This is a genomic window from Spirosoma arboris (assembly GCF_009754945.1).
In the GTDB taxonomy this organism is placed as follows: domain Bacteria; phylum Bacteroidota; class Bacteroidia; order Cytophagales; family Spirosomataceae; genus Spirosoma; species Spirosoma arboris.
In genome coordinates this window covers 57,057-81,098 of sequence record NZ_WPIN01000007.1, presented here as the reverse complement: position 1 = coordinate 81,098, position 24,042 = coordinate 57,057, and the positions used below count along the sequence as shown (strand labels likewise).

The 24,042-nt window shown below is 44.9% G+C and carries 22 protein-coding genes and 1 tRNA gene; 14 read left to right on the top strand and 9 right to left on the bottom strand.

Annotation, left to right across the window (positions count from 1 at the left end; genetic code table 11):
* Window position 1: 1 nt before the first annotated feature.
* Window positions 2–1,633: an amidohydrolase family protein gene (locus GO755_RS19315; RefSeq protein ID WP_157586944.1), complete on the bottom strand. Its 1,632-nt coding sequence runs from the start codon at window positions 1,631–1,633 to the stop codon at window positions 2–4.
* 85 nt (window positions 1,634–1,718) lie between these two features.
* On the opposite strand from GO755_RS19315, the gene GO755_RS19310 reads away from it, so the two are divergent.
* On the top strand, window positions 1,719–2,666 hold the full coding sequence (locus tag GO755_RS19310) for a hypothetical protein (RefSeq protein ID WP_157586943.1): 948 nt from the start codon (window positions 1,719–1,721) through the stop codon (window positions 2,664–2,666).
* Between the two features lie 53 nt (window positions 2,667–2,719).
* Window positions 2,720–3,487 (top strand): hypothetical protein, encoded by a 768-nt coding sequence (locus GO755_RS19305; protein WP_157586942.1) that lies wholly within the window; start codon window positions 2,720–2,722, stop codon window positions 3,485–3,487.
* 23 nt (window positions 3,488–3,510) lie between these two features.
* Here the strand turns inward: GO755_RS19305 and GO755_RS19300 are convergent, their stop codons facing one another.
* The 5 genes from GO755_RS19300 to GO755_RS19280 form a co-directional block, all read right to left on the bottom strand.
* A complete protein-coding gene (locus GO755_RS19300) occupies window positions 3,511–4,383 on the bottom strand; it encodes a metallophosphoesterase family protein (RefSeq protein WP_157586941.1) in 873 nt (290 codons plus the stop codon).
* Window positions 4,384–4,396: 13 nt separating this feature from the next.
* The gene (locus GO755_RS19295) at window positions 4,397–5,068 is read right to left on the bottom strand and encodes a hypothetical protein (RefSeq protein ID WP_157586940.1); all 672 of its coding nucleotides are present in this window, start codon (window positions 5,066–5,068) and stop codon (window positions 4,397–4,399) included.
* 4 nt (window positions 5,069–5,072) lie between these two features.
* Window positions 5,073–6,341 carry a glycerophosphodiester phosphodiesterase family protein gene (locus GO755_RS19290; protein ID WP_394351035.1) on the bottom strand — a complete coding sequence of 423 codons (1,269 nt, stop codon included), beginning with the start codon at window positions 6,339–6,341 and terminating at the stop codon, window positions 5,073–5,075.
* The gene (locus GO755_RS19285) at window positions 6,338–7,081 is read right to left on the bottom strand and encodes a hypothetical protein (protein WP_317165907.1); all 744 of its coding nucleotides are present in this window, start codon (window positions 7,079–7,081) and stop codon (window positions 6,338–6,340) included. Before GO755_RS19285 ends, GO755_RS19290 begins: the two co-directional genes overlap by 4 nt.
* A 378-nt stretch (window positions 7,082–7,459) precedes the next feature.
* Entirely contained in the window at window positions 7,460–7,801 is a 342-nt protein-coding gene (locus tag GO755_RS19280) for a hypothetical protein (RefSeq protein WP_157586939.1), read from the bottom strand.
* Window positions 7,802–8,399: 598 nt separating this feature from the next.
* Here GO755_RS19280 and GO755_RS19275 point away from each other — a divergent pair.
* The gene (locus tag GO755_RS19275; RefSeq protein ID WP_157586938.1) at window positions 8,400–9,125 is read left to right on the top strand and encodes an SH3 domain-containing protein; all 726 of its coding nucleotides are present in this window, start codon (window positions 8,400–8,402) and stop codon (window positions 9,123–9,125) included.
* Between the two features lie 132 nt (window positions 9,126–9,257).
* On the opposite strand, the gene GO755_RS19270 is transcribed toward GO755_RS19275, so the two are convergent.
* The gene (locus GO755_RS19270; RefSeq protein WP_157586937.1) at window positions 9,258–9,440 is read right to left on the bottom strand and encodes a hypothetical protein; all 183 of its coding nucleotides are present in this window, start codon (window positions 9,438–9,440) and stop codon (window positions 9,258–9,260) included.
* Window positions 9,441–9,933: 493 nt separating this feature from the next.
* Between GO755_RS19270 and GO755_RS19265 the strand changes: the two genes are divergently transcribed.
* From GO755_RS19265 to GO755_RS19235, 7 genes are all read left to right on the top strand, one after another.
* Window positions 9,934–10,248 carry an ArsR/SmtB family transcription factor gene (locus GO755_RS19265; protein ID WP_157586936.1) on the top strand — a complete coding sequence of 105 codons (315 nt, stop codon included), beginning with the start codon at window positions 9,934–9,936 and terminating at the stop codon, window positions 10,246–10,248.
* 15 nt (window positions 10,249–10,263) lie between these two features.
* Complete coding sequence (locus GO755_RS19260; protein ID WP_157586935.1) at window positions 10,264–13,563, top strand: SusC/RagA family TonB-linked outer membrane protein; 3,300 nt, start codon at window positions 10,264–10,266, stop codon at window positions 13,561–13,563.
* 97 nt (window positions 13,564–13,660) lie between these two features.
* Window positions 13,661–15,418, top strand: coding sequence for a RagB/SusD family nutrient uptake outer membrane protein (locus GO755_RS19255; RefSeq protein ID WP_157586934.1), 1,758 nt, complete (start codon window positions 13,661–13,663; stop codon window positions 15,416–15,418).
* Window positions 15,419–15,751: 333 nt separating this feature from the next.
* Complete coding sequence (locus GO755_RS19250; RefSeq protein ID WP_157586933.1) at window positions 15,752–16,063, top strand: ArsR/SmtB family transcription factor; 312 nt, start codon at window positions 15,752–15,754, stop codon at window positions 16,061–16,063.
* A 135-nt stretch (window positions 16,064–16,198) separates the two neighbouring features.
* On the top strand, window positions 16,199–17,350 hold the full coding sequence (locus tag GO755_RS19245; RefSeq protein WP_157586932.1) for a sensor histidine kinase: 1,152 nt from the start codon (window positions 16,199–16,201) through the stop codon (window positions 17,348–17,350).
* The gene (locus tag GO755_RS19240) at window positions 17,347–18,138 is read left to right on the top strand and encodes a LytR/AlgR family response regulator transcription factor (protein ID WP_157586931.1); all 792 of its coding nucleotides are present in this window, start codon (window positions 17,347–17,349) and stop codon (window positions 18,136–18,138) included. Before GO755_RS19245 ends, GO755_RS19240 begins: the two co-directional genes overlap by 4 nt.
* Before the next feature lie 323 nt (window positions 18,139–18,461).
* Window positions 18,462–19,181 carry a DUF3244 domain-containing protein gene (locus GO755_RS19235; RefSeq protein ID WP_157586930.1) on the top strand — a complete coding sequence of 240 codons (720 nt, stop codon included), beginning with the start codon at window positions 18,462–18,464 and terminating at the stop codon, window positions 19,179–19,181.
* Window positions 19,182–19,242: 61 nt separating this feature from the next.
* On the opposite strand, the gene GO755_RS19230 is transcribed toward GO755_RS19235, so the two are convergent.
* A complete protein-coding gene (locus GO755_RS19230; RefSeq protein WP_157586929.1) occupies window positions 19,243–19,767 on the bottom strand; it encodes a DUF6886 family protein in 525 nt (174 codons plus the stop codon).
* A gap of 168 nt (window positions 19,768–19,935) precedes the next feature.
* A tRNA-Met gene (locus GO755_RS19225) sits at window positions 19,936–20,008 on the bottom strand.
* Between the two features lie 147 nt (window positions 20,009–20,155).
* Here GO755_RS19225 and era point away from each other — a divergent pair.
* The 4 genes from era (at window position 20,156) to GO755_RS19205 (ending at window position 24,007) form a co-directional block, all read left to right on the top strand.
* Window positions 20,156–21,076 (top strand): GTPase Era, encoded by a 921-nt coding sequence (gene era, locus GO755_RS19220; RefSeq protein WP_157586928.1) that lies wholly within the window; start codon window positions 20,156–20,158, stop codon window positions 21,074–21,076.
* A 91-nt stretch (window positions 21,077–21,167) separates the two neighbouring features.
* Entirely contained in the window at window positions 21,168–22,475 is a 1,308-nt protein-coding gene (gene der, locus GO755_RS19215; RefSeq protein ID WP_157586927.1) for a ribosome biogenesis GTPase Der, read from the top strand.
* Between the two features lie 94 nt (window positions 22,476–22,569).
* The gene (locus tag GO755_RS19210) at window positions 22,570–23,499 is read left to right on the top strand and encodes a DMT family transporter (protein ID WP_157586926.1); all 930 of its coding nucleotides are present in this window, start codon (window positions 22,570–22,572) and stop codon (window positions 23,497–23,499) included.
* Window positions 23,500–23,698: 199 nt separating this feature from the next.
* Complete coding sequence (locus GO755_RS19205; protein ID WP_157586925.1) at window positions 23,699–24,007, top strand: ArsR/SmtB family transcription factor; 309 nt, start codon at window positions 23,699–23,701, stop codon at window positions 24,005–24,007.
* Window positions 24,008–24,042 lie beyond the last annotated feature (35 nt).

The window sequence follows — 24,042 nt, the reverse complement described above, 5'->3', positions numbered from 1 at the left end:
TTTATTCGTTCTTACCTCCGCCGACTTGCCCCGCTTTGGCAGGAACGCCGGGTTGGGTAATCTCGAAATTTTCTTTCTGTTTCGCATCGGCTACCATCTTCCGAACGTCGGCCAGTAGTTTTTTTGCGTCGTAAACAATACCATCTTTCACCGTATAGGTAACACCACCTACGCGTTCCACTTCATTCTTCTCATTAAGATGAATGGCTCCTGTTCCGTAAAGTACTTTTAGATTTGCCAGCGGGTTCTGATCGACAATTACAAAGTCGGCCAGTTTGCCTACTTCTACCGAACCAATCTGATCGGCCATACCGAGTGCTTCGGCTCCTTTCAGAGTAGCGGCCCTGATTACTTCGAGCGGGTGAAAACCGGCTTCACGCAGGAGTTCAAGTTCGCGGATGTAAGCAAACCCGTACAGTTGATAGATGAATCCAGAATCTGACCCCGCCGTTACACGTCCACCCCGATTTTTATAATCGTTGATGAACGCCATCCAGAGTTGGTAGTTCTTTTTCCAGGCCACCTCCTGCTCGGTTCCCCACGATTGCCAGTACGAGCCGTGCGAAATACGGCTCGGTCCATAAAATCGCCATAAGCTCGGCATCGTATACTCTTCATGCCATTCGGCGCGTCGGGCCAGCATTAGCTCGCGATTGGCTTCGTAAATATTAAAGGTTGGATCAAGCGTGAAATCCAGCGCAATGAGCTCGTCCATTACCTTATTCCAGCGGTCGGAGCCAGGTTTAGCGGCTTGCTGCCAGAGGTTACCGGCTTCCTCAAAACGATTTTGCTCGTTGCTGTAGTTGTAGGAAACCGGATAGTTTTGAACCGTTTTATCTTCGAAAAGAGCTTCGGGAAGTCCATACCAATGTTCGAGTGAGGTCAGACCTGCTTTAGCCGTGGCCAGGGCATTCATGCGAGCCACCTCCAACTGGGCGTGGTGACAAGCCGAACGCAACCCAAGCTTCTTATTTTCTTCCAGAGCTGCCCGGAATATGTTCGGTTCTGCACCAAAGAATTTAATGCCATCGGCACCGCGTTTGGCATTCAGCTGCACCCAGGCTCGTGCCTGTTCGGGAGTGCTAATCGGCTCCTTTGCTCCCTGCCCAAATACCGTGTAGGCTTTAATCCGTGGCGCTGTAATTTCGTTTCGTTCGCTTTTTGCCCGGTGTTCGAGTACCCAGTCGAGGCCATTGCCACACGATGGGTCACGAATCGTCGTGATGCCATGCCCAAGCCAGAGTTTAAATACGTATTCGGCGTTAGCGCCCTGCGCTTGCCCACCAATGTGGCCGTGCATATCCACAAAACCTGGCATCAGGTACATGCCTTCGCAGTACAGTTCTTTGTCGCCGGGCTCAGCTTTGGGCCGACCTCTCACATCAATTGGAACGCCGGGATAGCCCACCTGACGGATCTGTGTAATCCGATTTTTCTCTACAACAATGTCAATGGGTCCAACTGGGGGCGCTCCTGTACTATTAATTAAGGTTACACCCCGGATGATAAGTCTCCCAAACGGCCCATCACCTTCATGACGTGGCGGTGACTTTTCGACCTGAGCGGAAAGGGAGTGAAGAATGGCAAATGAAAAATGAAAAATAAAGAGGAGCCGAGCGAAAGGTTGTATCATGATTAGGTAGTTCGTTCGATAAACAGTTGTAAGATAAGCGAAACGGTCGGACTTTTGTAGCACGCGTGGCCGAAACAAGCCTATTATGAAACAGATCGTTACCAAAAATTTCTTACTGATTGTTCTGGTGCTTGCCGTTGTGTTTGCCTTCGTGAAAAAAGCGACCATTTTTCAGAAACAGCCCGATCCGAAACCAAAGCCTGCCGATACACTGTCGGCTGCGTTTACCAGCTATTGGTTTTCGGGCAAGGCCGAACTCAATAAGTACCAGCTCAAACAGGCAAAGAATGGTGCTTTGAATGCTGGCGAAGCTATGCTGATCTTCATGAGCGAAGATTTTCGGACCGATAAGCAGGTGAAAGCCGAAAGCAAGGACAACGCACTTCCCGTATTGAAAACAACCAGCTCGAAAAAGTTTTCGACGGGTGTCTACGAGTACTCCCTGCTTACATCAGTTTTTACGCCAATTAACAACCCGTTATTCCCGAACACGCTGAAAGTCAGCCTTTCTGATCAGGAGTGGGATGGACATAGTTATCTTCAGGCCAATTACCGTAACAACGGCTATCAGGTGAGCGGAAAGTCATATTATGAGAAAGAGGCTGACGAAAATTATACCATTGCCAAAGCGATGTTCGAGGATGAACTCTGGAACCGGATCCGGCTAAATCCGGATAAATTACCTACTGGTGAAATTCAGTTAATTCCGGGTACAATGGCTGCTCGACTACGGCATAAATCGCTTCAACCGTTAGCGGCCAAAGCCACGCTGGCGGAGTATGAAGGTGTATTGTTTCCGGGTATGTACCTTAAGTCTTACACGATCGAATACCCTACTGATGACCGGACGCTGATTATTATTTTTGAGAAATTGTTCCCTCATAAAATTGTCGGTTGGGAAGAAACCTACGACACAAAAGATAACCTTCTGACCTCAAGGGCCGTTTTAAAGAAAACAAGTCAGCTTGATTACTGGAATCATAAAGCCCCCGCCGACAGTGTGTTACGGAATCAGCTACTGTCGACATTATAAGAATCAGGTGCTCCAATCAGAAAAAATCTGGTAAGCTAGCGTATTGAGACCTCATGAAACATACACTTATTGGTTGCTTCTTTCTAACACTACTCGTTTCCTGTTCCGGTACTGGTGATAAGGCAAAAACCCTCACCGACGGACCCGTTTATACACTGATTTTTCTGGATAAAACCCGTAGTGTGAATGTCAATAAAGCCTTCATCGCTCAAAAATACCAGAAGGCGCTAACCGATATTATCGAACAGAATATCCGGCAGAAAGGCGATAAACTAGATGTGTATTTCATCCATGAAAACACCTCCAAAGCCCGTGCGTTGAGCCTGACCGTTCGTTCGGAAATGGACGATGTGTCTGCCGCTAGTCCCACTGATCGCGAAGCCGCTGAAACGGAGTTTACCTTATCCCTGACTCGCGAGAAAGCGCAAATTCGGCAACGCGTATTCCAGCAGTTGGCTGCACAAAATACAGGTGCATCGAATCAGGAAACAGATATTTGGGCCAGCCTACCCGTTATTGCGAAGGCGAACGAGACCGGAGCCACTGTGAAAGTGTATTACCTCAGCGACATGATCGAAAGTGTAAAAGGTGCTACCCGGCGCGACTTTCAGGTGAAGCCCCCCAAAGACAATGCCCAGGCCGACGACTGGGCCAAAGTTGACGTCGAACAGCTTAAACGCTATACCATTGGTAGCCCCGACATTTCGATGATATTGCCGTTTGAGCCAAATGCGTCAATCAAAGAAAATAACCCAGCCGTAACGCAGTATTGGCAAACGCTATTTTCAGCCTTGGGCGCAGGGGCGGTGACGGAGGAATAACTGTCTGGTTAATACCGCCGTTATCATGCTGATACTTCGGCTGGTATCTCGAATTGGTAGCCCACAGAAAAACCAGAAAAATCACTTTTCAGGCAATAGGAGGTCAATACGAGCCCGTCTCCTTCGCGCTTTACGGCGAGGTAATGAAACATTGGCTTATAGGTCAATGCCAGATCGGGCAACCGGCTGGGAGACGTATTGAGTGGCTGGCGAAGACCACCTCCACCACCAATCACCAGAAACGTTTTGCCCTCAAATTCGTAGCGCTCAAAGGCATGCGAGTGACCGGTAATAAACAACCGCGCTTTCTGCGATTTGACATAAGGTGGAACAAACCGCTGCTGCACTAATTTCGACGAACCGACTAATTTACTATTCGAGTAAGGGGCATGGTGACAGGTAACGATAACCACCTTCACGGCAGGATCATTATCCAGTTCGGTTAATGTTTGTTCATACCAGGTTTGTTGCGTCACTAAATCAGCTACGGAGAGCGTGCTGAAATTGGAGTTCAACATAACCACAGTAATTTCGTCGGTTGTTTTTACGTAGCCCGTATGAATGTGTTCGGGGAAGCGCTGTTGAAAATTCTTCGCGCCTTTACGAGGGCGACCCATTACATCATGATTGCCCATAATAGCGTACACCGCCGTTCTGACTTCAGTACACTGGAGTAAAAACTGATCAATGATCCGCCATTTCCTGTTGCGATAGCCCAGCGAGACGATATCGCCCAGCCAATAAAGTACTGCCGGACGAATCCGTAGAATTTCTGTAAAAATCGCCTGGGTAGCTTTCGTATTCTGATGCGTCCGCAGGACCAGGCGCTCAACCCACATAGGAGCCTGCGTATCGCTTAAAAATAGAATTTCGCGTTTTGTTGTACTTTGTTCCATAACGTGCTTCCGTTTACCAGGAAAATGCCCGCCATACAAACTGAATTTCTGCAGTGAACGCAGCGTTTTCAGCCGCTACGGCATCGAACCACTTTAACTCACCCGCCAACCGGATCTTACGCCCGATTGGATAAGTATATGACGCAGCAGCCATCCAGCCCAGGCTATTGGTATTGCTGAAAACCGTTCCGGCATAATCGAGCCGCGAATGATTCACATACATACCTGTTCCGGCGGTTATGGCAAGCCGACGAACCAGACTTCTATCGGTTCCTCTAAGCCAGGCCAGCGGCATGGAGAACACCAGCAAAATAGGAATGGCCGATACATAAACATGGGCATTGTCGCCTGCTACCTGTCCTTTATAACTGTACATGGTTGTCCAGCCCGTTTCCAGTCCCATTCGTAGCCGATGGTCAGGATACCACATCACACGAAGCGAACTCGGAACCCCAAATCGACTAACGTGCGTTTGCTCCAGCGTAGCCGGTACACCAAGGTGTGTTGAGTAATAGGATAATCCACCACCCGCCGATACAACCAAGGTATACGGCCCGCGCGTTGTATCGGTCAACGTTGGTAACGGACGCTGCTGCCGACGAACCCTCGGTTGTTGGGCCATAACGGTTAGGCTACTAATGAATAGACAAACCAGCCACACTATTGTTTGTAAACGGATATTCATACGCTTACTGTTGTTCGATATAATGATAATACGCAACTACGGGCGAATAGTTAGAAAGAATCCCATCGAAATGGTTCTGACTAATAAACTCACGGATAAATTCGGGCTCATCGAGCGTCCAGACAAAAACCGTCAGACCTTCTGCCTGCATGGCCAATACTTCATCTGTCTGAGGACCCAATGTCCAGCGGGGAGCCCAGATACGTGCGTCTAAACTACGTGTAATGGATGTATCCAGTTCGCATAAAATAGGGGTGTTGTCCTTGTTGGCCAGCGCTTTATAGGAGTCTACAGCTTCTGTTGTGGGTAATCCAATTATAATGCGCAGGTTCCGGCCAGCTAACAGCGCCTTCTGCCGATATTTCTGCTGAATAGCCTGTACTTTATCCATCGGGCCAATGTATTTGGTATCGAGCCAGACAAAATTTAGCGATGTGTTATTGACAACCGTTTCCAATGCTTCTTCAAGGGTTGGAATTTTCTCACCATTAATCAGCCGGACCAGCGTACTTAGCTGCTGATACGTATAATCTTCTAAAGGCCCGGTGAGGCCATTTTTCTGAATAAGCCGTAAATTCAGGGTGTTATCATGGTATAGAACCGGAACACCGTCTTTGGTAAACCGTACATCGACCTCAATACCTGTGGCTCCTAATCGTGACGCCAGCTTGATAATTTCCACTGAATTTTCTGATGCAGGTAATAAATCTGACGTTCGCCCTCCGCTTCGGTGCGCCATTATGGAAAACGGCTTTGGGTTTAATGGTCGGTTATATGTTAACGTGAGTTGGTTATTGAGAGCCGCTGATTTATCGCCGTATAGTCCGTCAACAACCAATGTATCGCCCGGCGCTAAACTGCCTTTGAACAGTTGTAATTTCCCGTTGTGCTTTTCCCGTAGAATCAATCTTACTTCGCCGATAGACGCATTTACCAGTTTACGCCAATACCCTTTCAGTACCAGGCTATCGGCTTCAGGAGTACCTTCCAGATTAAAATAAGTGGCATCTGTGCCTGTGAAAATGGATAAATAATGCGTGGTATCCGTACCCGTAAACAGGTATGTCCACTTCAGAACTGCCTGATCGCCAAATTGACTGGCACCATTTGAAACCGTATAGACTCCCTCCATTGCCTGCCGAATAGACGGCACAAATTGCCCAGACCCAGGTATGTTTGAAAATTCATAAGGCACGATAGCTTCATATGTCTTTCGACAACTGTTGAAGACTATAAACAACAAGCCTATTAGTAGATAATGCGTCAGTTTCACAGGATAAAGCCAAAAATAAGTTGTGGGTAGAACAGGTTTCGGTCGAACGTGTCGTACAGTGACCAAAGCTGCCAGTTGAAATTGGAGTAAGCCGCCCGGATTCCCACCGATACATGCCGCTGATTATAAAAAGGCTGCTCCAGAATAAAGGTGAAGGCGAAGCCATTTATCGCCCGCCGATTATAAACGACGGCCAGATTACCCACCTGTGAGCGATAATATAAATCGATGATAGCCTCAGACTTAACAGTAAGCCTGAGATCTCTCGTTAGCTTATATCCCATTGATATACTGGGAAACGTTTCGACACCATAGGCCTCGCTGGCAAATACATCTTTGATCTGGAGTGCACCCAGCCAGCCTGTTACATCATACCCCGCCGACAAAAACAAGCGATTGGTTAAGGGAGTAGCCCAGCGTAACCCCAAACCCAGGTTACTTTGCACAAACTGAGTCTGAAATCGACTTGCTAAAAAAAGGTGTTTGGTTAAACCTCGCTGGATATTAAAATCAACAGCGGGTACACTTACCCGAACCTCTTCCGTTAGTTCGGGAGGAGTAGTTGTAAACACGGCTCCGACTGATTTACGCCACTTGCCTGGCAAAGGAGCCTGCGGAAAATAAATTCCTGGTTGTAAAGGCCAGGATTCGGGCGACTGCCCCAGTGCAAACGACGCTACTACGACCAATAAACCCACCGATTGGGAGATTCTGGCGACGATATTTCGTAAAATGACCACCTAACAAGTTGGTATAAGAATCAGAAGTAGTAAACCGTATTAGGGAGGATTATGTTGCGAGTAACTGTACTTCTATATACGTATTTAATTGCGTAAACCCAGCTGATAATATACAATAATACCTAAGCCGCCTAATCAATATGTTACTACTTAATTATATGTACATCTATATTGTATCCGAAATTATTCAACAGGTTCTCGACGACAAGATTTCCTTTTGATAAACGCTATTGCTTTTCGCTATCTATCCAACGTCAAAAATTTTTCTTAAGGATTTTCTCCACAATAAATCAGCCCGAATGATCATTCGGGCTGATTTATTGTGGAGAAAAGGCGCTTATGTTGGCTTGAATAAGCTAGTGTAGAAATAGAGAATGCTTATTGTTTGGATAGATTTGGAGCTGTAGGTAATTTAGTACGAGTGGCTAAATAAGGATAATCGGCCATTAACTGGACAATTTTTCGCCAGTTATTGTACAGAAACCAGTGAATATAGGCGCCCGACTCATCGACTCGCTTGAACTCTCGAATAAGGGCTTTATCGGTTATGGGGTCAGCTATTCTGAGTATCATTTTTAGGCCGATATTAACGTCTTCTAATTCAGCCTTAGTAAACTCTTTGCCCCATTGGCGAGGGAGGGTGCCTGGGAATACTACCTCGGAAGCAATCAAGGTTTTAATATACTCCTTGAGTAAGTCTATATTAATCTGGTTATCCATCGTTGTTGAGTTTCGTCGTGTACGAAGACCACCAAAATCTTGCCAATTCAAAAAAATAGGTATACAAAATCTATTAGATGTATAGCTGATTATTCTGCAATAATCAGTCTTTCTACACATTAGTGACGAAGGTGCCTTTTTCTAGCGTTAGACCGCAATAGCCTAAACTCTGTTTTTCGTCAGTAAGTTAGGGAGTATTAATTTTTTGAATAGTGAGGAGCAGCCGGGTTCACTATCTGGTAATTGCCTGTCCTACAATAAAAACGGCTATATTGTAGTGTAATCAGTCCCACTATAGTAGTGGGACTGATTAATTTACATCTATGGGGCTTTCTTGAGAAAGTGCTTAGTTATAGCCGGCTAAAAACGCTGACCTCAACAAGGTCAGCGTTTAAACCTAACCCATAAGAGCTCACAGTTTTTCTTGAAAACTATGATCGTAAACAAATTATGCAATAATTGAGCCAAGCAGTAACATGATGGCTGAATAGTGGACTAGCTAAGCTCTACCCAACGAGTAGCAAATACTTGGCCGTTTAGTAAAAACGCCCTGTGTAGTCGAGAGAATTGGTATGTTTTATGTGGGGACTAATAGCGTATGAAAATAGGCGTTCTTCTATTGCTTTTTCTAACACAGCATGGGTTAGCCCAAAGCGACACCATCCTGAACAGGTACCAGTTTCGATACCCTCTCAATAAGTCTGTATTGGCCGATGCACCTCTGAAGGCCAAGCCCCTAATCTCCTCTACAACCTTACTGACGATCCCTGCTAATTCAGTAGTAAGTATTATTGAGAAAGACAGTGAGTTTTATAAGGTCATCTACAATAATAGAGATGGGTATATTCCTTACATATACCTCGAAAAGGATTTTGAGACCTTTAAAAGTCGAAATTACCCGCACAAATCAATTAATGAGACCAGCAATGGATTAGTAAATGCAGTACCCCCACCTGATACGGCTAACTGGTATGGGAAAATTGGCGTGATCTGTCCTATCCGAAAAGAGCCAAACTCGCAATCCGAAAACCTGTTCAATTTGCCCATAGGAACAATTGTTAAACTACGTCGATATGACTATAGCTATTGGCGGATTGAATTGGGTAGGCAAATTGGCTATGCTGGTGTCTACTATATTGGGGAGGTGTCAAAATCTGCCAATCCATTTGTGCCTACCCGCTATACAGGTCCTACTTATGATCGCTATGAAGCCGTGACGCGAGACAGTACGTTCAGGAATAGATCGTCTATCCGCACGGAAGTAAATAAAGGGCGCCCTTCTATAAATCTGCAGAAAAATAAGCCGTCCGTACGGCCCAAATAATGAGTAAGGCTAATGCCAAGACGCTGGTAATAGCTGATTTTATTAATCGCCGATTAATCTGTAAAGCTGGTTTAGTCAAATAGCTTCATCGCATACTGCACTGGGTACTATAAACCAGTACTTGCCTCTTGCTCAAAATACAGAAAAGCCTGATTGGTTGAGCAAATCTGGTGAATCAGCCAGATTGCCTGGGCGCAAATCGCGGTTCAACCAATAAAAAGCCCCATTTGACGGCAATATGCCCCATTTGTAGGCTTTACTAAAGTCACTCATCCAGCTAATCTGGACTTCCAACCAACTTGTTCCGTCATCCATTCCCTTTTTTTTTCAAGGGTGAATCGGCCCATGCAATTTTGTCTTCGCAAAGTCCTGAAAGCTTATAGTGTAGATGGCTCAGCAATCTGCTTCTCCTCCCCAGAGAATCAGTTTTACTGGTCTTCAAATGGCGTAGAAACACACACTTTTCCAACTCTCTACCTTATGAAAATACATATGCTGGCAGTAGACTTCTCCATACTATCGTGTGCTTCATGGCTTCAGGCTGTACCACTCTCTCAACTGGCTCCTATCTATTTTAATACTACTTGTGCCGACCTACTTAAGGCTACCAAGAGCGATTAGCAACTATAAACTGCCGTACTGAATGCCATAAGATGGCTCAAGATGACCCCATGCAGTTTAGAACTTCAATGGTCATACAATGCTGATAGAGGTCGAATCTATCTGACTGACGAAGTGAATCAAGCGAGTAACTAATCATCAGACCGCAATCTGCAAATCAGGAGCGGTCGTCTATAAAATCTGAAAGATGGAATTTTTTGATCAAGGCGAAATAAGTCGACTAGCCAGCCTGATGAAGGCCGTTGGCCATCCATTGCGGGTTCAAATTGTAGGTATACTAGCTCAGGAGCGGCTAGTCAGCATACCTACGCTGCAAAACCACTTACCTAGCATTGATCAATTTGTACTGTATAGCAATTTGAGCTTCCTGCATGAGAAGAAGATTCTCAAAAAACACCGAAAAGGCCGGGAAATCTATTATTCGTTAACGGACAATATGATCAATGATGGCATAGCTCTTTTCTCGCTGAGTAAACTAGTAAAACCAACCATACATTCATAAATAATCCTAATCTTCATGCAAGCAATTTTCTACAGGTTTCTGCAGACAGTATTCCTGTGTGCAATCCTACTAGTGGGAAGCCTAAACGCTTTCGCCCAGGACCGGCAGGTAACGGGAAAAACGACCGGTTCAGATGGTCCGGTTCCAGGAGTAAATATTGTACTTAAAGGCACGCAAACCGGTACTACCAGTGATGCCAATGGTAATTTTAAGATCAGTGTGCGGGGTAGTAATCCTGTTTTAGTGATTTCGGCAATCGGCACAAAAACTCAGGAGATTACGGTCGGTAATCAAACTAATATTGAGATAAAACTTGAAGATGATGCTACTGCACTGAGTGAAGTTGTCGTTACGGGTTACTCAACTGAAAACCGACGCGATGTAACGGGGGCTGTCTCCACCGTAAAACCAGCCCAATTAAAAGTTGTTCCCTCAACCAACGTCGAACAGCAATTGCAGGGGCGTGTTGCCGGTGTAACCGTAATTACGAACGGACAACCTGGTACGACCAGCCAGATTCGGGTGCGGGGGTTTGGCTCGTTTGGAGGCAATCAACCTTTATATGTTGTTGATGGGGTTCCGACCCAAAATGTCCAGTACATTTCTCCCGATGACATTGAAAGTACCACGGTGCTTAAAGACGCGGCTGCGGCTTCTATTTATGGAGCGCGGGCTGCCTCAGGTGTGATTGTAATCACGACAAAGAGAGGGCAACGGCATAACCAGAAATTAAGCATTACGTATGACGGTTTGTATGGGGTAACTGACCCTGGACATGGGCCGAAGATCCTCAATCCGCAGGAACAGGCTGATTGGGCCTGGCAAGCTCGTAAAAATGATATTTATCAGGCAGGCGGCACGGTTGGTCCCGACAGCTTTACCGGTATTGCCAACGGGCAGTATGGATCAGGCCCAACGCCCGTCTTACCTGATTATCTCTTGGTCGGCACAAGCACGGGACTATCTGCTTCACAAGTCGATTTAACGGCTGAAGCAGCTAAATACAATGTAAATCCGCTCAACGGGGCTATTTATAACGTCATTCCTTCTAATAAGGCAGGGACTGATTGGTATGGCGCCATTACTCGTGTAGCTCCATTGACTCGCCACACACTGGGCTTTTCGGGTGGTACCGACGCCAGCCGATTCTACATCAGTATTGGCATGCAAAATCAGGCGGGTATTGTAACGTACAATAACTTTTCCCGGTATTCACTCCGAGCCAATACGGAGTTTGATATTACCAAAAAATTACGTTTTGGCGAAAACTTCCAGCTTACCTACATTTCTAATACAGGTGTACTGGGAAGTACAGGCAGTCAGTTGGGAAATGGTACGAACAATAACTCAAGCTCATCTACAGATGAAAATGATGTGTTGACAGCGTTTCGTATTGCGCCAATCATTCCGATTTATAACTCGTTTGGGGGCTATGCAGGCACCGCTGCCAAAGGCTTTAATAACCCCAATAACCCCGTAGCCAACCGGGATGCGGCCAAGAACAATGGCAATTTCAACATTTTCGGGTTTGGCAATGCCTATCTCGAATATGATGTAATTCCTGACTTAACCCTTAAAAGTAGTATTGGCGGAACCTATTTTAACAACTACTACAATAGCTACGGACGAGTACAGTACGAAAACTCGGAGAATAACACCACTTATACGTATAGTGAAGGATCGGGTTATGGATTAGCCTGGACATTTACGAACACGGCATCGTATAAGCATAAGTTCGGCATTCATGACCTTGCGGTCTTAGGCGGTATTGAATCCCTGAATACAGGGGCAGGTCGTAGTATCAGTGGGTCGGGGCAGAACCCATTTTCTACAGACCCTAACTACGTCACCATCAGCACAACCACTCCTGGTGCTACTCGGCAAGTAGGTAGCTCATATGGTCTGGGGAATAAATTTTTCTCTTTGTTTGCCCAGGCTCGGTACACCTTCAATGATAAATACATTTTGACCGGCGTTGTTCGTCGGGATGGTTCATCACAGTTTGCTAGTAGCAATCGCTACGGGGTGTTCCCGGCAGTATCGGGCGCCTGGCGCATTTCTTCGGAAGAGTTCATGAAGAATTTGCCCTGGGTATCAGACCTGAAAATTCGGGGTGGATATGGTATCATGGGTAACTCAAACTTCCTGAGTGCTACCAATCAATATAACCTGTTTGCTTCTAACGCTGCCAACGGCTATGATATTAACGCAAGTAATGGCTCGGTTGGATCGGGCTTTTACCGTAGTCAGATTGGGAACCCTGCTGCCAAATGGGAAAGTAGTATTACCTCCAACATTGGTGTTGATGGATCATTCTTTAATAATAAATTAGAAGTCTCTCTCGACTTCTGGCGGAAGGATACGAGAGATCTATTGTTTCAGCTTAGCCTGCCTGGTGTAGTGGGCGACCGGGCCAGTGCTCCCTACTCGAACGTTGCCAGTATGCGTAATCAGGGTATTGACCTGTTAATTACAAACCGTGGTAATGTCACTAAAGACTTAGGGTATGAAGTAACGTTAGTTGGGGGCTTTCTACAAAACAATATTACCTCTCTGGCCCCAGGAGTCCCTTATTTCACGGCGGTAGGCAACAGCTCTCAACGGTTGAGTGTACCTGTTATTCGCAACCAACCGGGTCATCCACTGTCTTCTTTTTACGGCTATAATGTGATCGGCTTGTTTAATAGCAAAGAGGAAGTGGCTGCTGCTCCTACACAAGATGGCGCTGCTCCTGGTCGATTCCGGTATCAGGATGTCAACGGCGATGGGAAAATTGACGATAGTGACCGAACATTCCTGGGAAGCCCCATTCCGAAATTTACAGGTAGTATTACTGTCACATTACGCTACAAAGGCTTTGACCTGAATACGAATATTTACGCGTCACTTGGGTCGCAGATTTTCAATTACTCGAAATGGTATACCGATTTTAACCCCTCTTTCACCGGAGCTGCTGTCAGCGCACGGGTAAAAGATTCCTGGTTACCTACACACACGAATACGACCGTCCCCATTTTCGAAACGGCCTCTAACTTCAGCACCAACACACAGGCAACTTCCTACTACGTCGAAAATGGCTCGTATGGTCGTATGCAATACCTAACGTTAGGGTATACTGTACCAGCTGCGATGCTGAACAAGATTCATATGAGTCGCCTGCGGATATCATTAACAGCAACCAATCTATTCACAATCACGAAATATAAAGGTCTGGACCCAAGCGTTGGTGGCGCAGCGGATACGAGCTTTGGTGTCGACGTTGGTAACTACCCAATTACTCGTGCCTACAATGTTGGCTTAAGCTTTGGCTTATAAAATATTTACGTAAAGGCAAGATATTCAGCTTTATACGTTTAGCCGCTTACTCTACTAAAGACTCTAGACCATTTTATTTTTCAGTCGAATTAATACTATGAAAAATCCCATTTTAAAGGGAGCGTTAGCCACGATTATGATTACGATGGTAACGTTCGCTTGTAAAGACAAATTTCTGGAAGTACCGGCCACAGGTCAGTTATCCAGCACCCAGCTAACCTCCAAGGCAGGTTTGGATGGGCTACTTCTCTCCGCTTATGCTCAATTGAATGGGCGTGGCTACGATCAGTCTGCCGCTTCATTAGACTGGGTACGTGGTAGTATCTCGGCTGGCGAGGCTAACAAAGGGTCGAACTCAGGGGACTTCAATGCGTTGACGCCCTTTCAGAACTACCCATCAATGAATGCCACAAATGCCGAAATCAATTTTAAGTGGCGGTCTCTATACGAAGGAATTAGCCGTGCCAACATGGTACTTCGGGTAATGACTACGGCCGCTTCGGATGTTACAACGGCTGACAAGCAACGCATTACAGCAGAAGCACGATTTCTGCGGGGCCATTATTATTTCCAGTTAAGGCGCCAGTTTAATATGGTTCCGTATGTGGATGAAACAGTAGATTATGGTACGGGCGTCGATAAAGTGCCAAACAATGTGGATATCTGGCCAAAAATTGAAGCGGATTTTCAGTTTGCGCAAACCAACCTGCCTGCTACTCAGGATGCACTGGGGCGGGCTAACAGCTGGGCGGCCGCGGCTTATTTAGCCAAGACCTATTTGTACGAAAAAAAGTATGCGGAAGCAAAAGCACTATTTGATAAGGTTATTGCGAGTGGTACTACCACAGGAGGTGTTAAATATGCACTGGTTGATAACTATACCGATATTTTTAATGCCGCCAAGGAAACTAATTCGGAATCTATTTTTGCCGATCAGGCTGCCGCAAATACGGGTAGTTCAGACAATGCCAACCCAGAACTAAACCTGAACTTTCCCTATAATACAGGTTCGGCGGGGCCAGCAGGATGTTGTGGGTTCTTCGTTCCTAGTTTTGAGTTAGCGAATTCCTTTCGAGTAAGTACCAATGGATTGCCGTTGTTGGATGGTTCGTACAATTCATCTACCAATCAATTAGTTACTGACATGGGACTGGCCTCTAGTGCGCCCTTTACACCTGACGCAGGCCCAGTAGATCCGCGACTGGATTGGTCGGTAGGCCGACGGGGTATTCCCTATTTGGATTGGTCAGTACATCCAGGTCAGGATTGGATTCGTGATCAAACATTTGCTGGGCCATATTCCCCTAAGAAGTTCGTTTTCTACAAATCGCAGGATAAATCTCTAACCGATGGTAGTTCGTGGACAGATGGGTACTCGGCCATCAATTACAACTTCATTCGCTTCGCCGATGTATTGCTTATGGCTGCGGAATGCGAAGTAGAAGTGGGTAGCCTGGCCACGGCGCTGAACTATGTAAACATGGTTCGAAATCGGGCCGCCAATGCGACCTACTGGGTAAAAACAACCACTGGTGCCAATGCTGCAAATTATTCCATTAAGCCCTATACGTCGTTTGCCGATCAGGCCACTGCCCGAACGGCGATTCAGTTTGAGCGTAAATTAGAATTGTCGGGCGAAGGACACCGTTTTTATGATCTGGTTCGTTGGGGCACGGCTGCGACAGCTATCAATGCGTTTTTAGCCTATGAAAGTCCAAAATTACCGGTGGGCTATGCAGGCGCGAAATTTACGACGGGTCGGGATGAGTATCTGCCGATACCTCAAACGCAAATTGACTATCAGGCTACGGATGCAAGCGGCAAAAATATTCTGGCTCAGAATCCAGGGTATTAATTGCTGATAAGCAGATTTGCTGTAAACGCCCTAATCCCACCTTCTATGGAAGGTGGGATTAGGGCGTTTACACGTTTTGTTAGGTATGTAGCTGAGCCCTTTTTAGCCGATACAACCAGCCAAATTGGTCGTTCAACCAACTTATCCAGACATCCAGTCATTTTTTTTTTCAAGAATGGGCCCGTTAACGCAACTTGGTCTTTGCAAGCTTTAAAGGCTATCGCATTAAAAGCGGATAGTCATTTTCTAGTTCTAAAATACAACCTATATGAAAAGTAATCCATCTCTATTCTTTCTAATTGGCTTTTTGACGCCCCACATGGGGAAAAAGTTATGAGGCCCCAAGCCCAGGAACGACTAGCCAGCTTACTGAAAGTCGTTGGGCATCCAGTCCGGATTCAAATCGTGTCGATACTTGCCAATAAGCGGCAGGCGAGCCTGACAATGTTTCAAAATTATATCCCCTACATTGACAAGTCGGCACTCTACTTTAATCTGAGCTTCCTGCATGAGAAGAAGATTCTCAAAAAGCAGCGAAAAGGCCGGGAAATCTATTATTTATTAACGGACAATACGATCAATGAAGGCATAGCCTTTCTCTCTCTGAGTAAACTAGTCAAGACAAGCGCTGAAGCGAACGTCTAGTGTATTAAGCAGAGAAAACTTTCTGGTGATGTGATCGCACATCATTGGTCCGTTAGTACAACCAGGTTTCCCCGGTTTGTCCGGCCAGAACCGGCATTCAACTAGGATCGCCATCAATCCTGTAGCTTTTTATCGATGGACTCATCTACCGCGTATAACCTGACATTAGCCCAAAAATTGGGGCTTGCCCTCAGTGTATTTGCCATCTACTGGCCTATCAAGCTTTATATAATCCTGGATCGTTTAACCTGGGGGGCATTCCAGCGGTTTTGGTGGGTTTGGTTGCTGGAAATTTCGATAACACTGCTATTTTTTACTTTTTGGCTGAGTCTTTCGGAATGGTTTGAACGTTGGTTTGCAGGATGGTCTGGATGGGATTTCCTGGTCAACATTAAAACGCCTGCTAAGCTGGTTACGCTTGTTGTGGCGGGAGCACTTGCTATCGTTTTAAATTTTGGATTCTACAATCTTTGGTCCACAGTCATTGACTATGTACATCGGTCAGACTATCGACTTCATAAGGCTCAGCCTGCGGTTGTTATCCAGGCCGGGCCGGTTGCTGATACAATAAAAGCTCTGGAAACGAAAGAATTTCAGCAACGGGAACGATTCAATCATGGCTTAACGGTTATGGCTATGCTTTCCGCCTTTTATTTAGCCGCTAACCTACGCGGCTATAAAAAGCTGGAAGACCTTCGGGTGAATGCTGAACAATTAAAACGGGAGGCTACTCAGGCCCAGTTTTCGGCTCTTAAGAATCAGGTGAATCCGCATTTTCTCTTTAACAGCCTGAGTATTCTTTCCACGCTGGTAGAAGTCGATACCAAGCTGTCGGTGCAGTTTATTAGTCGACTGGCCAAAGCGTACCGCTATATCCTTGACCAGCGGGAAATGGACCAGGTCAGTCTAAAAACCGAACTTGAGTTTCTGGATGCCTATTTATTCTTGCTCAATATTCGATTTAAAGACAAGCTGAAAGTTAATAATAAGCTACTGCCCCAAGAAGCCTCCCGTTACAAGATTGCGCCACTAACTCTACAATTGTTAGTTGAAAATGCGGTCAAACATAACCAGATGTCGATTGAACATCCGCTTATTATATCCATCTATAAAGAAGATGATGTACTGTTGATTGCCAACCCTATTCAACTTCGTCCGGTATCAGATTCGTCTACTGGCATGGGTTTACAAAACATCACCAACCGATACGGATTGCTTACAGATCGGCCAGTATGGATAGGAGAACAGAACAGTTCATTTGTCGTTAAAATCCCTTTGCTCTCATGAATGTACTTATAATCGAAGACGAACCATTGAGCAGTGAGCGGCTGGAGAAGCTCCTGAATCAATATGATCCGTCTATTCGGGTATTAGCCCATATTCCTTCTGTCGCTAAAGCCATCCGCTGGTTTGCCGATCATGCCTTGAGTACGCAGCCGGATCTGATTTTCCTGGATATTCAGCTGGAAGACGATATTGGTTTTCGCATTATTGAACAAACCTTACTGACTATTCCGATTATCCTCACAACAGCCTATAATGAATACACCTTACAGGCTTTTAAATTCAACAGTATCGATTATTTGCTCAAACCTATTGATGAAGATGAATTAGCGGCAGCTCTGGATAAATTCAAGGCCATTCGGCAGCCTGCCAGTCTAATGACGGCATTACCCGAATTGTCGAATCTAGTGAATAAGCTAAATACATCGACTTCGTATAAGGAGTCGATGTCGTATAAGGAACGGTTTATGGTCACAGTGGGATCGAAAATCCGAAGTGTCGAAACGAATCATATTGCCTACTTCTTCTTTGAAGCGAAAGCCACCCATTTAACGACTTTGGAAGGCCAAAACCTGGTGGTTGAGTATAGTTTAGATAAGCTGGGAAATTTGGTGAATCCTAACCAGTTCTTCCGGGTAAATCGCTCTTTTTTGGTATCTCATAAGTCTGCTCAGACCGTTCATACATTCTCGGGAGGCAAATTAAAATTGGATCTGATCCCCAGACCCCGCCAGGAAGTATTTGTCAGCGTCGATAGAATTACGGGCTTTAAGGAATGGTTAGGTAAATAATCCACTTTATAGCGATCGAAAAACGACACACAACCTAAAAAAAGGTACATCTAACCCGAGAAAGTAGTCAGTAGTACTTTTTATTTTTTCTACCGTTTTTCTGGCAGCTAATTTTGATCTGTTCTCTATACTGAAAGATCCCGCCTGTTGTCTTGCCTAATAGGATTTGTGTTAACTAATTGAAAATGATATAGATAACAAGTGCAGGGTTAATCGACAAACCTGGCTCGATTACCCTGCATCCTCCCTCAACCTACTATAGGTTGATTGCCTCGTTGGAGTACCATTTGGAAAAGATAGTTTATACCTCAAAAAAGTGATCTATGAAAAACCATTTGTTTACGCTACTGAGTTTACTCGTTTTTTTAGGTTGCCGACCGGAATTAGCCACTGCTCAGCTCTATGAGATTGATACTTATACACGCTCAGTTCAGGCCAAGGGTTACTGGACGCTTAAAACAGATCCAATTCTACGCACAACACGCATTGAATTCTATAATGAGGATAATGAATTGTATTATCAGGAATTACTCTCTAATCAGTATATCAAACTCAGTAAACGGAACATACGCCGATTTGATACCATGCTGGAGCAATTAGTTGGTCATCAGTTAGTTGCTTCGCAACTTAAAACCGATGTTTTGCCAGTCTTTGTCCCGAACGCAAAAGCGAAGGTTGATCTAACTAAACACACATCGTTATCGTCAGCGTTACAGGCAAATATTCGGATTTCTAAAGAAGGAAAATTAAAAGTCTCCTTTATGAATCCGCAAAAACGGCCTGTCTTGCTTCAATTGCTGGATCAAAACGATCAAATACTATATCAAAACAAAATAGCTGAAGAAAAACATAATCAGAATCTAAATTTGACTCAGCTTTCCTTTGGTGAATATCAGTTGCGATTAATTTCTGATAACCAGAAACTTACCTATCCAATCTCAATAAATCTCCGGTCTCACTACCACGTTATACCTAGCCAGCTGGATAAATTTACAGAGAAGCGTACCGCTACCGATTCATTACTAATAACTACCAGTATGTAATAGGTGCTTTGTCGCTATTACATACACAAATAACGAGTCTGGTCGCTACGATACTGAATCCTTACTTCCGATGTGGTTGTGCGTTTCGCATTCGGATAATGGAAAATTGCAGGCTGGAAGCAATCACGGCATAATGCAATTTCCAAAGAGAAGGCATCACCCGAAGTTCGATATCCCGTCGGAACAATTCGGCCACCAAATTATCGATTCGGCTGACTGACACAGGTGTTACGGTCTCTCTGGAAATATAATAACCAGCTCCTGTATCCAATGGTATGAATGTATCGGTAGGGAGTTCGTATACGTAAATAGATTGCTGCAACACTCGCTCTAACCAACACGTCTCAATTGCAATTACATAAGTAGCACTAGTGCCTGCTAATAAACTGGAAACGTGTTCAGGCTGGCTTTCGGGTAATGCGTAGAATGTAATACGAGGACAATCACGTGGTAGCAGATAATTGTGTAGATGCTTATTGTCAATAGCCCAAACCATTGATCCATCGAGATTTGTGCTGGGCGCGGGCCGTGGGACAAAACACGTAATGTCTGGCTCTTCGCTCACATGAAAAAGAGAGAGTGTCATATACATGTGTGCCGTTAGAAGGTCTATTCTAGATACAGATAGATACTGTCGTTAATCTGCATACATCGACCTGTTGATTCACAAATTGTTCGGATCTATCGCAGGTATTTGTTGTACCAAACGAAAAAGCCGTTACGAATTTGAATCGTAACGGCTTTATTCTCTGAGTAGCGGGAGCTGGACTCGAACCAGCGACCTTTGGGTTATGAGCCCAACGAGCTACCAACTGCTCCATCCCGCGATGTTGGGACTGCAAAAGTACGACTACTTTCTAATAAAACAACTATCTTTGTAAAAAAAAGTTTACTCGCTGCTTGAAACGTTTTTTGTCGACAGGGAGTTGTTTGCTAAAGCCGCTGGTAATCAGTCAGTGGGATCACCTCAAAGAATGAATACGGAAATCATTGAAAATTTCCCGGCCGATCATAAGGCCGGTTTCGTCAGTATCGTTGGTAAGCCCAATGTCGGTAAATCCACCCTGATGAATCAGCTCGTTGGCGAACGACTGTCAATTATCACCTCGAAAGCGCAAACTACCCGCCACCGAATCATGGGTATCCTCAATGGAACCCATAACGGCCAGGAATTCCAACTCGTTTACTCCGATACGCCAGGTATTATCAAACCGCAGTACAAACTTCATGAGTCAATGATGAGTTTTGTACGTGGCTCTATTGAAGATGCCGACGTCGTATTATTTGTAACCGACATCTTTGAGCAACACGATGAAAACGATGTAATTGAACGGCTCCAAAAGTCTGAAGTTCCAGTTCTACTGCTGATTAATAAGATTGATCAGGCTACGCAGGAACAGGTGATGGAGAAAATTGCATACTGGCAGGAGCATTTTAAGGCACAGGAAATCATTCCCATTTCGGCGCTGAATGGCTTCAACATCGACCAGGTCTTCGAAGGTATTATCAATCGATTGCCCCAGCACCCGCCCTATTTCCCAAAGAGCGAGCTGACCGATAAACCCGAACGATTTTTCGCTTCTGAGATTATTCGGGAGAAGATCTTCCTGAACTATAAACGCGAGGTTCCCTATAGTAGTGAGGTTGTTATAACGGGCTTCAAGGAAAAAGAAGATATCATTGTTATCCAGGCCGAAATTCTGGTCGAACGGGCTACCCAACGAGCTATCCTGCTTGGTGAAGGCGGTAACATGATTAAGAAAACGGGAATTATGGCCCGTGAAGAACTCGAACGTTTCTTCGGCAAAAAAGTATTTTTAGAACAATTCGTCAAAGTAGAACCTGATTGGCGCCAAAAAGAGCGGATGCTCAAGCGGTTAGGATACGACGAGTAGGCGTTAGCAAATGATTAAGTGGTAATTCGTAAGTATTGCTTGCGCCAGCCACTTACTACTTACTGACTCACGCACTTACGACTTCAAAAAAATGGCAAACATTGTTGCAATCGTTGGTCGCCCAAATGTGGGCAAGTCCACGCTGTTTAACCGGTTGACGGAACAGCGGCAGGCCATCATGGATAACCAAAGTGGTGTTACACGCGACCGGCATTATGGCACGGCAGAGTGGAATGATAAATATTTTACGGTCATCGATACAGGTGGCTATGTAGTTGGCTCCGAAGATGTATTCGAGGAGTCGATTCGGGAGCAGGTTGAAATTGCGATTCAGGAGTCAACTGTGTTGCTGTTTGTTGTTGATACGCAAACGGGCATTACCGGCTTAGATCAAGACTTTGCCAACATTCTACGCCGGACAAAAAAGCCCGTATATGTGGTCGCCAATAAGGCCGAAACCGGAGAGCGGGCGCAAGGAGCTGTCGAGTTTTATGCGTTGGGATTAGGTGACCCCTATCCAATTTCGTCGCAAACGGGAACGGGTACAGGTGATCTGCTTGACGAAGTTATCAAGCATTTTCCTAACGCTGGAGTTGAAAACCCAGATGCAGGTATTCCACGTATTGCGATTCTGGGTCGCCCCAATGTTGGCAAGTCGTCGTTTTTAAATGTTCTGACTGGTCAGGAACGGAGCATTGTAACGCCAATTGCCGGTACTACCCGAGATGCTATCGACACTCGCTATAAGGCATATGGTAAAGATTTTATCCTGACCGATACAGCTGGTATCCGACGTAAAGCTCGCATTGATTCCAATGTTGAATTTTATTCAACATTGCGCTCGATCAAGGCGATGGAAGATTCAGATGTTTGTATTATTCTGCTCGATGCTACACGGGGCCTTGAATCCCAGGATTTAACCATTATCGGTCAGGCGGTGAAAGCCAAAAAGGGCGTGGTAATCATGGTAAACAAGTGGGACGCAGTTGAAAAAGATCAGCATACTGCAGATAAATTGCGCAAGGAGATGATCCAGCGGATGATGCCTATCGATTATCTGCCTATTATTTTCGCGTCGGTTCATGAGAAACAACGCATTTTTCAGGTGATGGAAAAAGCGATGGAAGTCTATGAAAATAAGACGAAGAAAGTAGCTACCTCGAAACTGAATGAGGCAATGCAACCCGAGATTGAGAAATATCCTCCTCCAGCAATCAAAGGCAAGCATATTAAAATCAAGTACATGCTTCAGGTCCCAACGCCTTCACCCACGTTTGTATTTTTCTGTAATCTACCCCAATACGTTCAGGAAGCATACCAACGCTTTTTAGAAAACAGGCTTCGGGATCATTTTGACTTTACGGGTGTACCGATCACGGTATTCTTCCGTCAGAAATAAATTTAGTAAAAACGGTCAAAAATAGTCAGGAGTAGCCAAGTATTGTCAGTTCATGTACGATACTTGGCTACTCCTGACTATTTTTGACCGTTATATGACGCAAACATCCTATCGCTACTGGATTGGTGCTTTTCTGGTGTTTTTAGCCGCTTTCTGTTTTGCCTGTAAAGGCATTCTTATCAAACTGGCATATCACTATCAAATTGACTCTATTTCTTTATTGACGTTGCGGATGCTATTTGCTCTGCCATTCTACGTCGGCATTTTGATCAATCTAAATCGAAAGCAACCGCCTGCTAAACTAACTATTCGCCAATGGGTTGCTCTGGCAACATTTGGCATTACAGGCTACTACTTTGCTAGTTTCTTCAACTTCTTAGGCCTACTCTACATTACAGCAAGCCTGGAACGAATACTACTCTTTGTCTATCCAACCTTTGTGCTGCTTATGAATGCCATAGGTTTTGGCCGCCGTGTCACCAAATTGCAAATTGTTGCTCTTGTATTAACGTATGCCGGTATTCTCCTTGCCTTTTGGGGTAATATTGAAACATCAGCCCAGAAGGATGTTATCCTTGGTGCTTTTTGGGTCATTCTGAGCGGATTGGTTTATGCTGTTTATTTGGTAGGTAGTGATCAGATGATTGCCCTGATTGGTTCGCAGCGGTACACGTGCTATGCTATGATTGCGGCCACAGTGCCCACCATATTACATTGTGCCGTAGAGAATGGATTGCATTTAGGTAATTACCCGATGCCTGTGTATGCGCTGGGGATTGGTATGGGAATTTTCGTGACCGTTATCCCAACATTTATGATTGCGGAAGGAATCAAACGTGTAGGCTCTGGAAATGCCTCAATCATAGCCAGTATCGGCCCAATTTTTACCATTTTCCTATCAACATCTATACTACACGAAACGATCAGCACTGAGCAGATTATAGGTACCTTACTTGTTCTGATCGGTGTATTTCTAATCGGATGGCGTGGCAGGAAACAGCCTATTTCTTCAGTCACCAACTGAGAAATTGTGTCTATTTTAATTTGATTACTTACTTGTAGGTAACCACCCTGTGTGTGAAAAGATTAACATGTTACAATAGGATTGGGAAAACAACCATTAAATAAAATTGGGCTCACTTTCAGCATGTTAGTATTTTACATATGTCTCTTTTAGGAGTATATTAGGGCGAATTATCTATTGAACAATTACCCACCTTATCATGGCTACCGAAAAAATTTTAGACGAGGAGAAACGCATTGACAAAGCTGCTTATGTGCTTAAGGCAGTGGCACATCCCTTGCGAATAAAGATCATTCAGATGCTGAATGAGAACAAAGAACTAAATGTTTCAGCTATCTATAAGAATCTTAATGCTGAACAATCGCTGATTTCACACCACTTAATTAACATGCGTGATAAAGGTATTCTGGATATCAGACGTAGTGGAAAAAATATCTACTACTTTCTAGTTGATTCTGCTGTTGCAGAGATTATTGATTGTATTTATCAGAGCAAACTTCTTAACTAACCCGTTTAGGAGCATAAAAAAATCGTCAGAGGAGC

What these genes read in the sequence shown, in the direction of transcription:
- GO755_RS19315 (WP_157586944.1), bottom strand. Translation starts at nt 1,633, where the DNA reads ATGATACAACCTTTCGCTCGGCTCCTCTTTATTTTTCATTTTTCATTT.
- GO755_RS19310 (WP_157586943.1), top strand. Translation starts at nt 1,719, where the DNA reads ATGAAACAGATCGTTACCAAAAATTTCTTACTGATTGTTCTGGTGCTT.
- GO755_RS19305 (WP_157586942.1), top strand. Translation starts at nt 2,720, where the DNA reads ATGAAACATACACTTATTGGTTGCTTCTTTCTAACACTACTCGTTTCC.
- GO755_RS19300 (WP_157586941.1), bottom strand. Translation starts at nt 4,383, where the DNA reads ATGGAACAAAGTACAACAAAACGCGAAATTCTATTTTTAAGCGATACG.
- GO755_RS19295 (WP_157586940.1), bottom strand. Translation starts at nt 5,068, where the DNA reads ATGAATATCCGTTTACAAACAATAGTGTGGCTGGTTTGTCTATTCATT.
- GO755_RS19280 (WP_157586939.1), bottom strand. Translation starts at nt 7,801, where the DNA reads ATGGATAACCAGATTAATATAGACTTACTCAAGGAGTATATTAAAACC.
- GO755_RS19275 (WP_157586938.1), top strand. Translation starts at nt 8,400, where the DNA reads ATGAAAATAGGCGTTCTTCTATTGCTTTTTCTAACACAGCATGGGTTA.
- GO755_RS19270 (WP_157586937.1), bottom strand. Translation starts at nt 9,440, where the DNA reads ATGGATGACGGAACAAGTTGGTTGGAAGTCCAGATTAGCTGGATGAGT.
- GO755_RS19265 (WP_157586936.1), top strand. Translation starts at nt 9,934, where the DNA reads ATGGAATTTTTTGATCAAGGCGAAATAAGTCGACTAGCCAGCCTGATG.
- GO755_RS19260 (WP_157586935.1), top strand. Translation starts at nt 10,264, where the DNA reads ATGCAAGCAATTTTCTACAGGTTTCTGCAGACAGTATTCCTGTGTGCA.
- GO755_RS19255 (WP_157586934.1), top strand. Translation starts at nt 13,661, where the DNA reads ATGAAAAATCCCATTTTAAAGGGAGCGTTAGCCACGATTATGATTACG.
- GO755_RS19250 (WP_157586933.1), top strand. Translation starts at nt 15,752, where the DNA reads ATGAGGCCCCAAGCCCAGGAACGACTAGCCAGCTTACTGAAAGTCGTT.
- GO755_RS19245 (WP_157586932.1), top strand. Translation starts at nt 16,199, where the DNA reads ATGGACTCATCTACCGCGTATAACCTGACATTAGCCCAAAAATTGGGG.
- GO755_RS19240 (WP_157586931.1), top strand. Translation starts at nt 17,347, where the DNA reads ATGAATGTACTTATAATCGAAGACGAACCATTGAGCAGTGAGCGGCTG.
- GO755_RS19235 (WP_157586930.1), top strand. Translation starts at nt 18,462, where the DNA reads ATGAAAAACCATTTGTTTACGCTACTGAGTTTACTCGTTTTTTTAGGT.
- GO755_RS19230 (WP_157586929.1), bottom strand. Translation starts at nt 19,767, where the DNA reads ATGACACTCTCTCTTTTTCATGTGAGCGAAGAGCCAGACATTACGTGT.
- era (WP_157586928.1), top strand. Translation starts at nt 20,156, where the DNA reads ATGAATACGGAAATCATTGAAAATTTCCCGGCCGATCATAAGGCCGGT.
- der (WP_157586927.1), top strand. Translation starts at nt 21,168, where the DNA reads ATGGCAAACATTGTTGCAATCGTTGGTCGCCCAAATGTGGGCAAGTCC.
- GO755_RS19210 (WP_157586926.1), top strand. Translation starts at nt 22,570, where the DNA reads ATGACGCAAACATCCTATCGCTACTGGATTGGTGCTTTTCTGGTGTTT.
- GO755_RS19205 (WP_157586925.1), top strand. Translation starts at nt 23,699, where the DNA reads ATGGCTACCGAAAAAATTTTAGACGAGGAGAAACGCATTGACAAAGCT.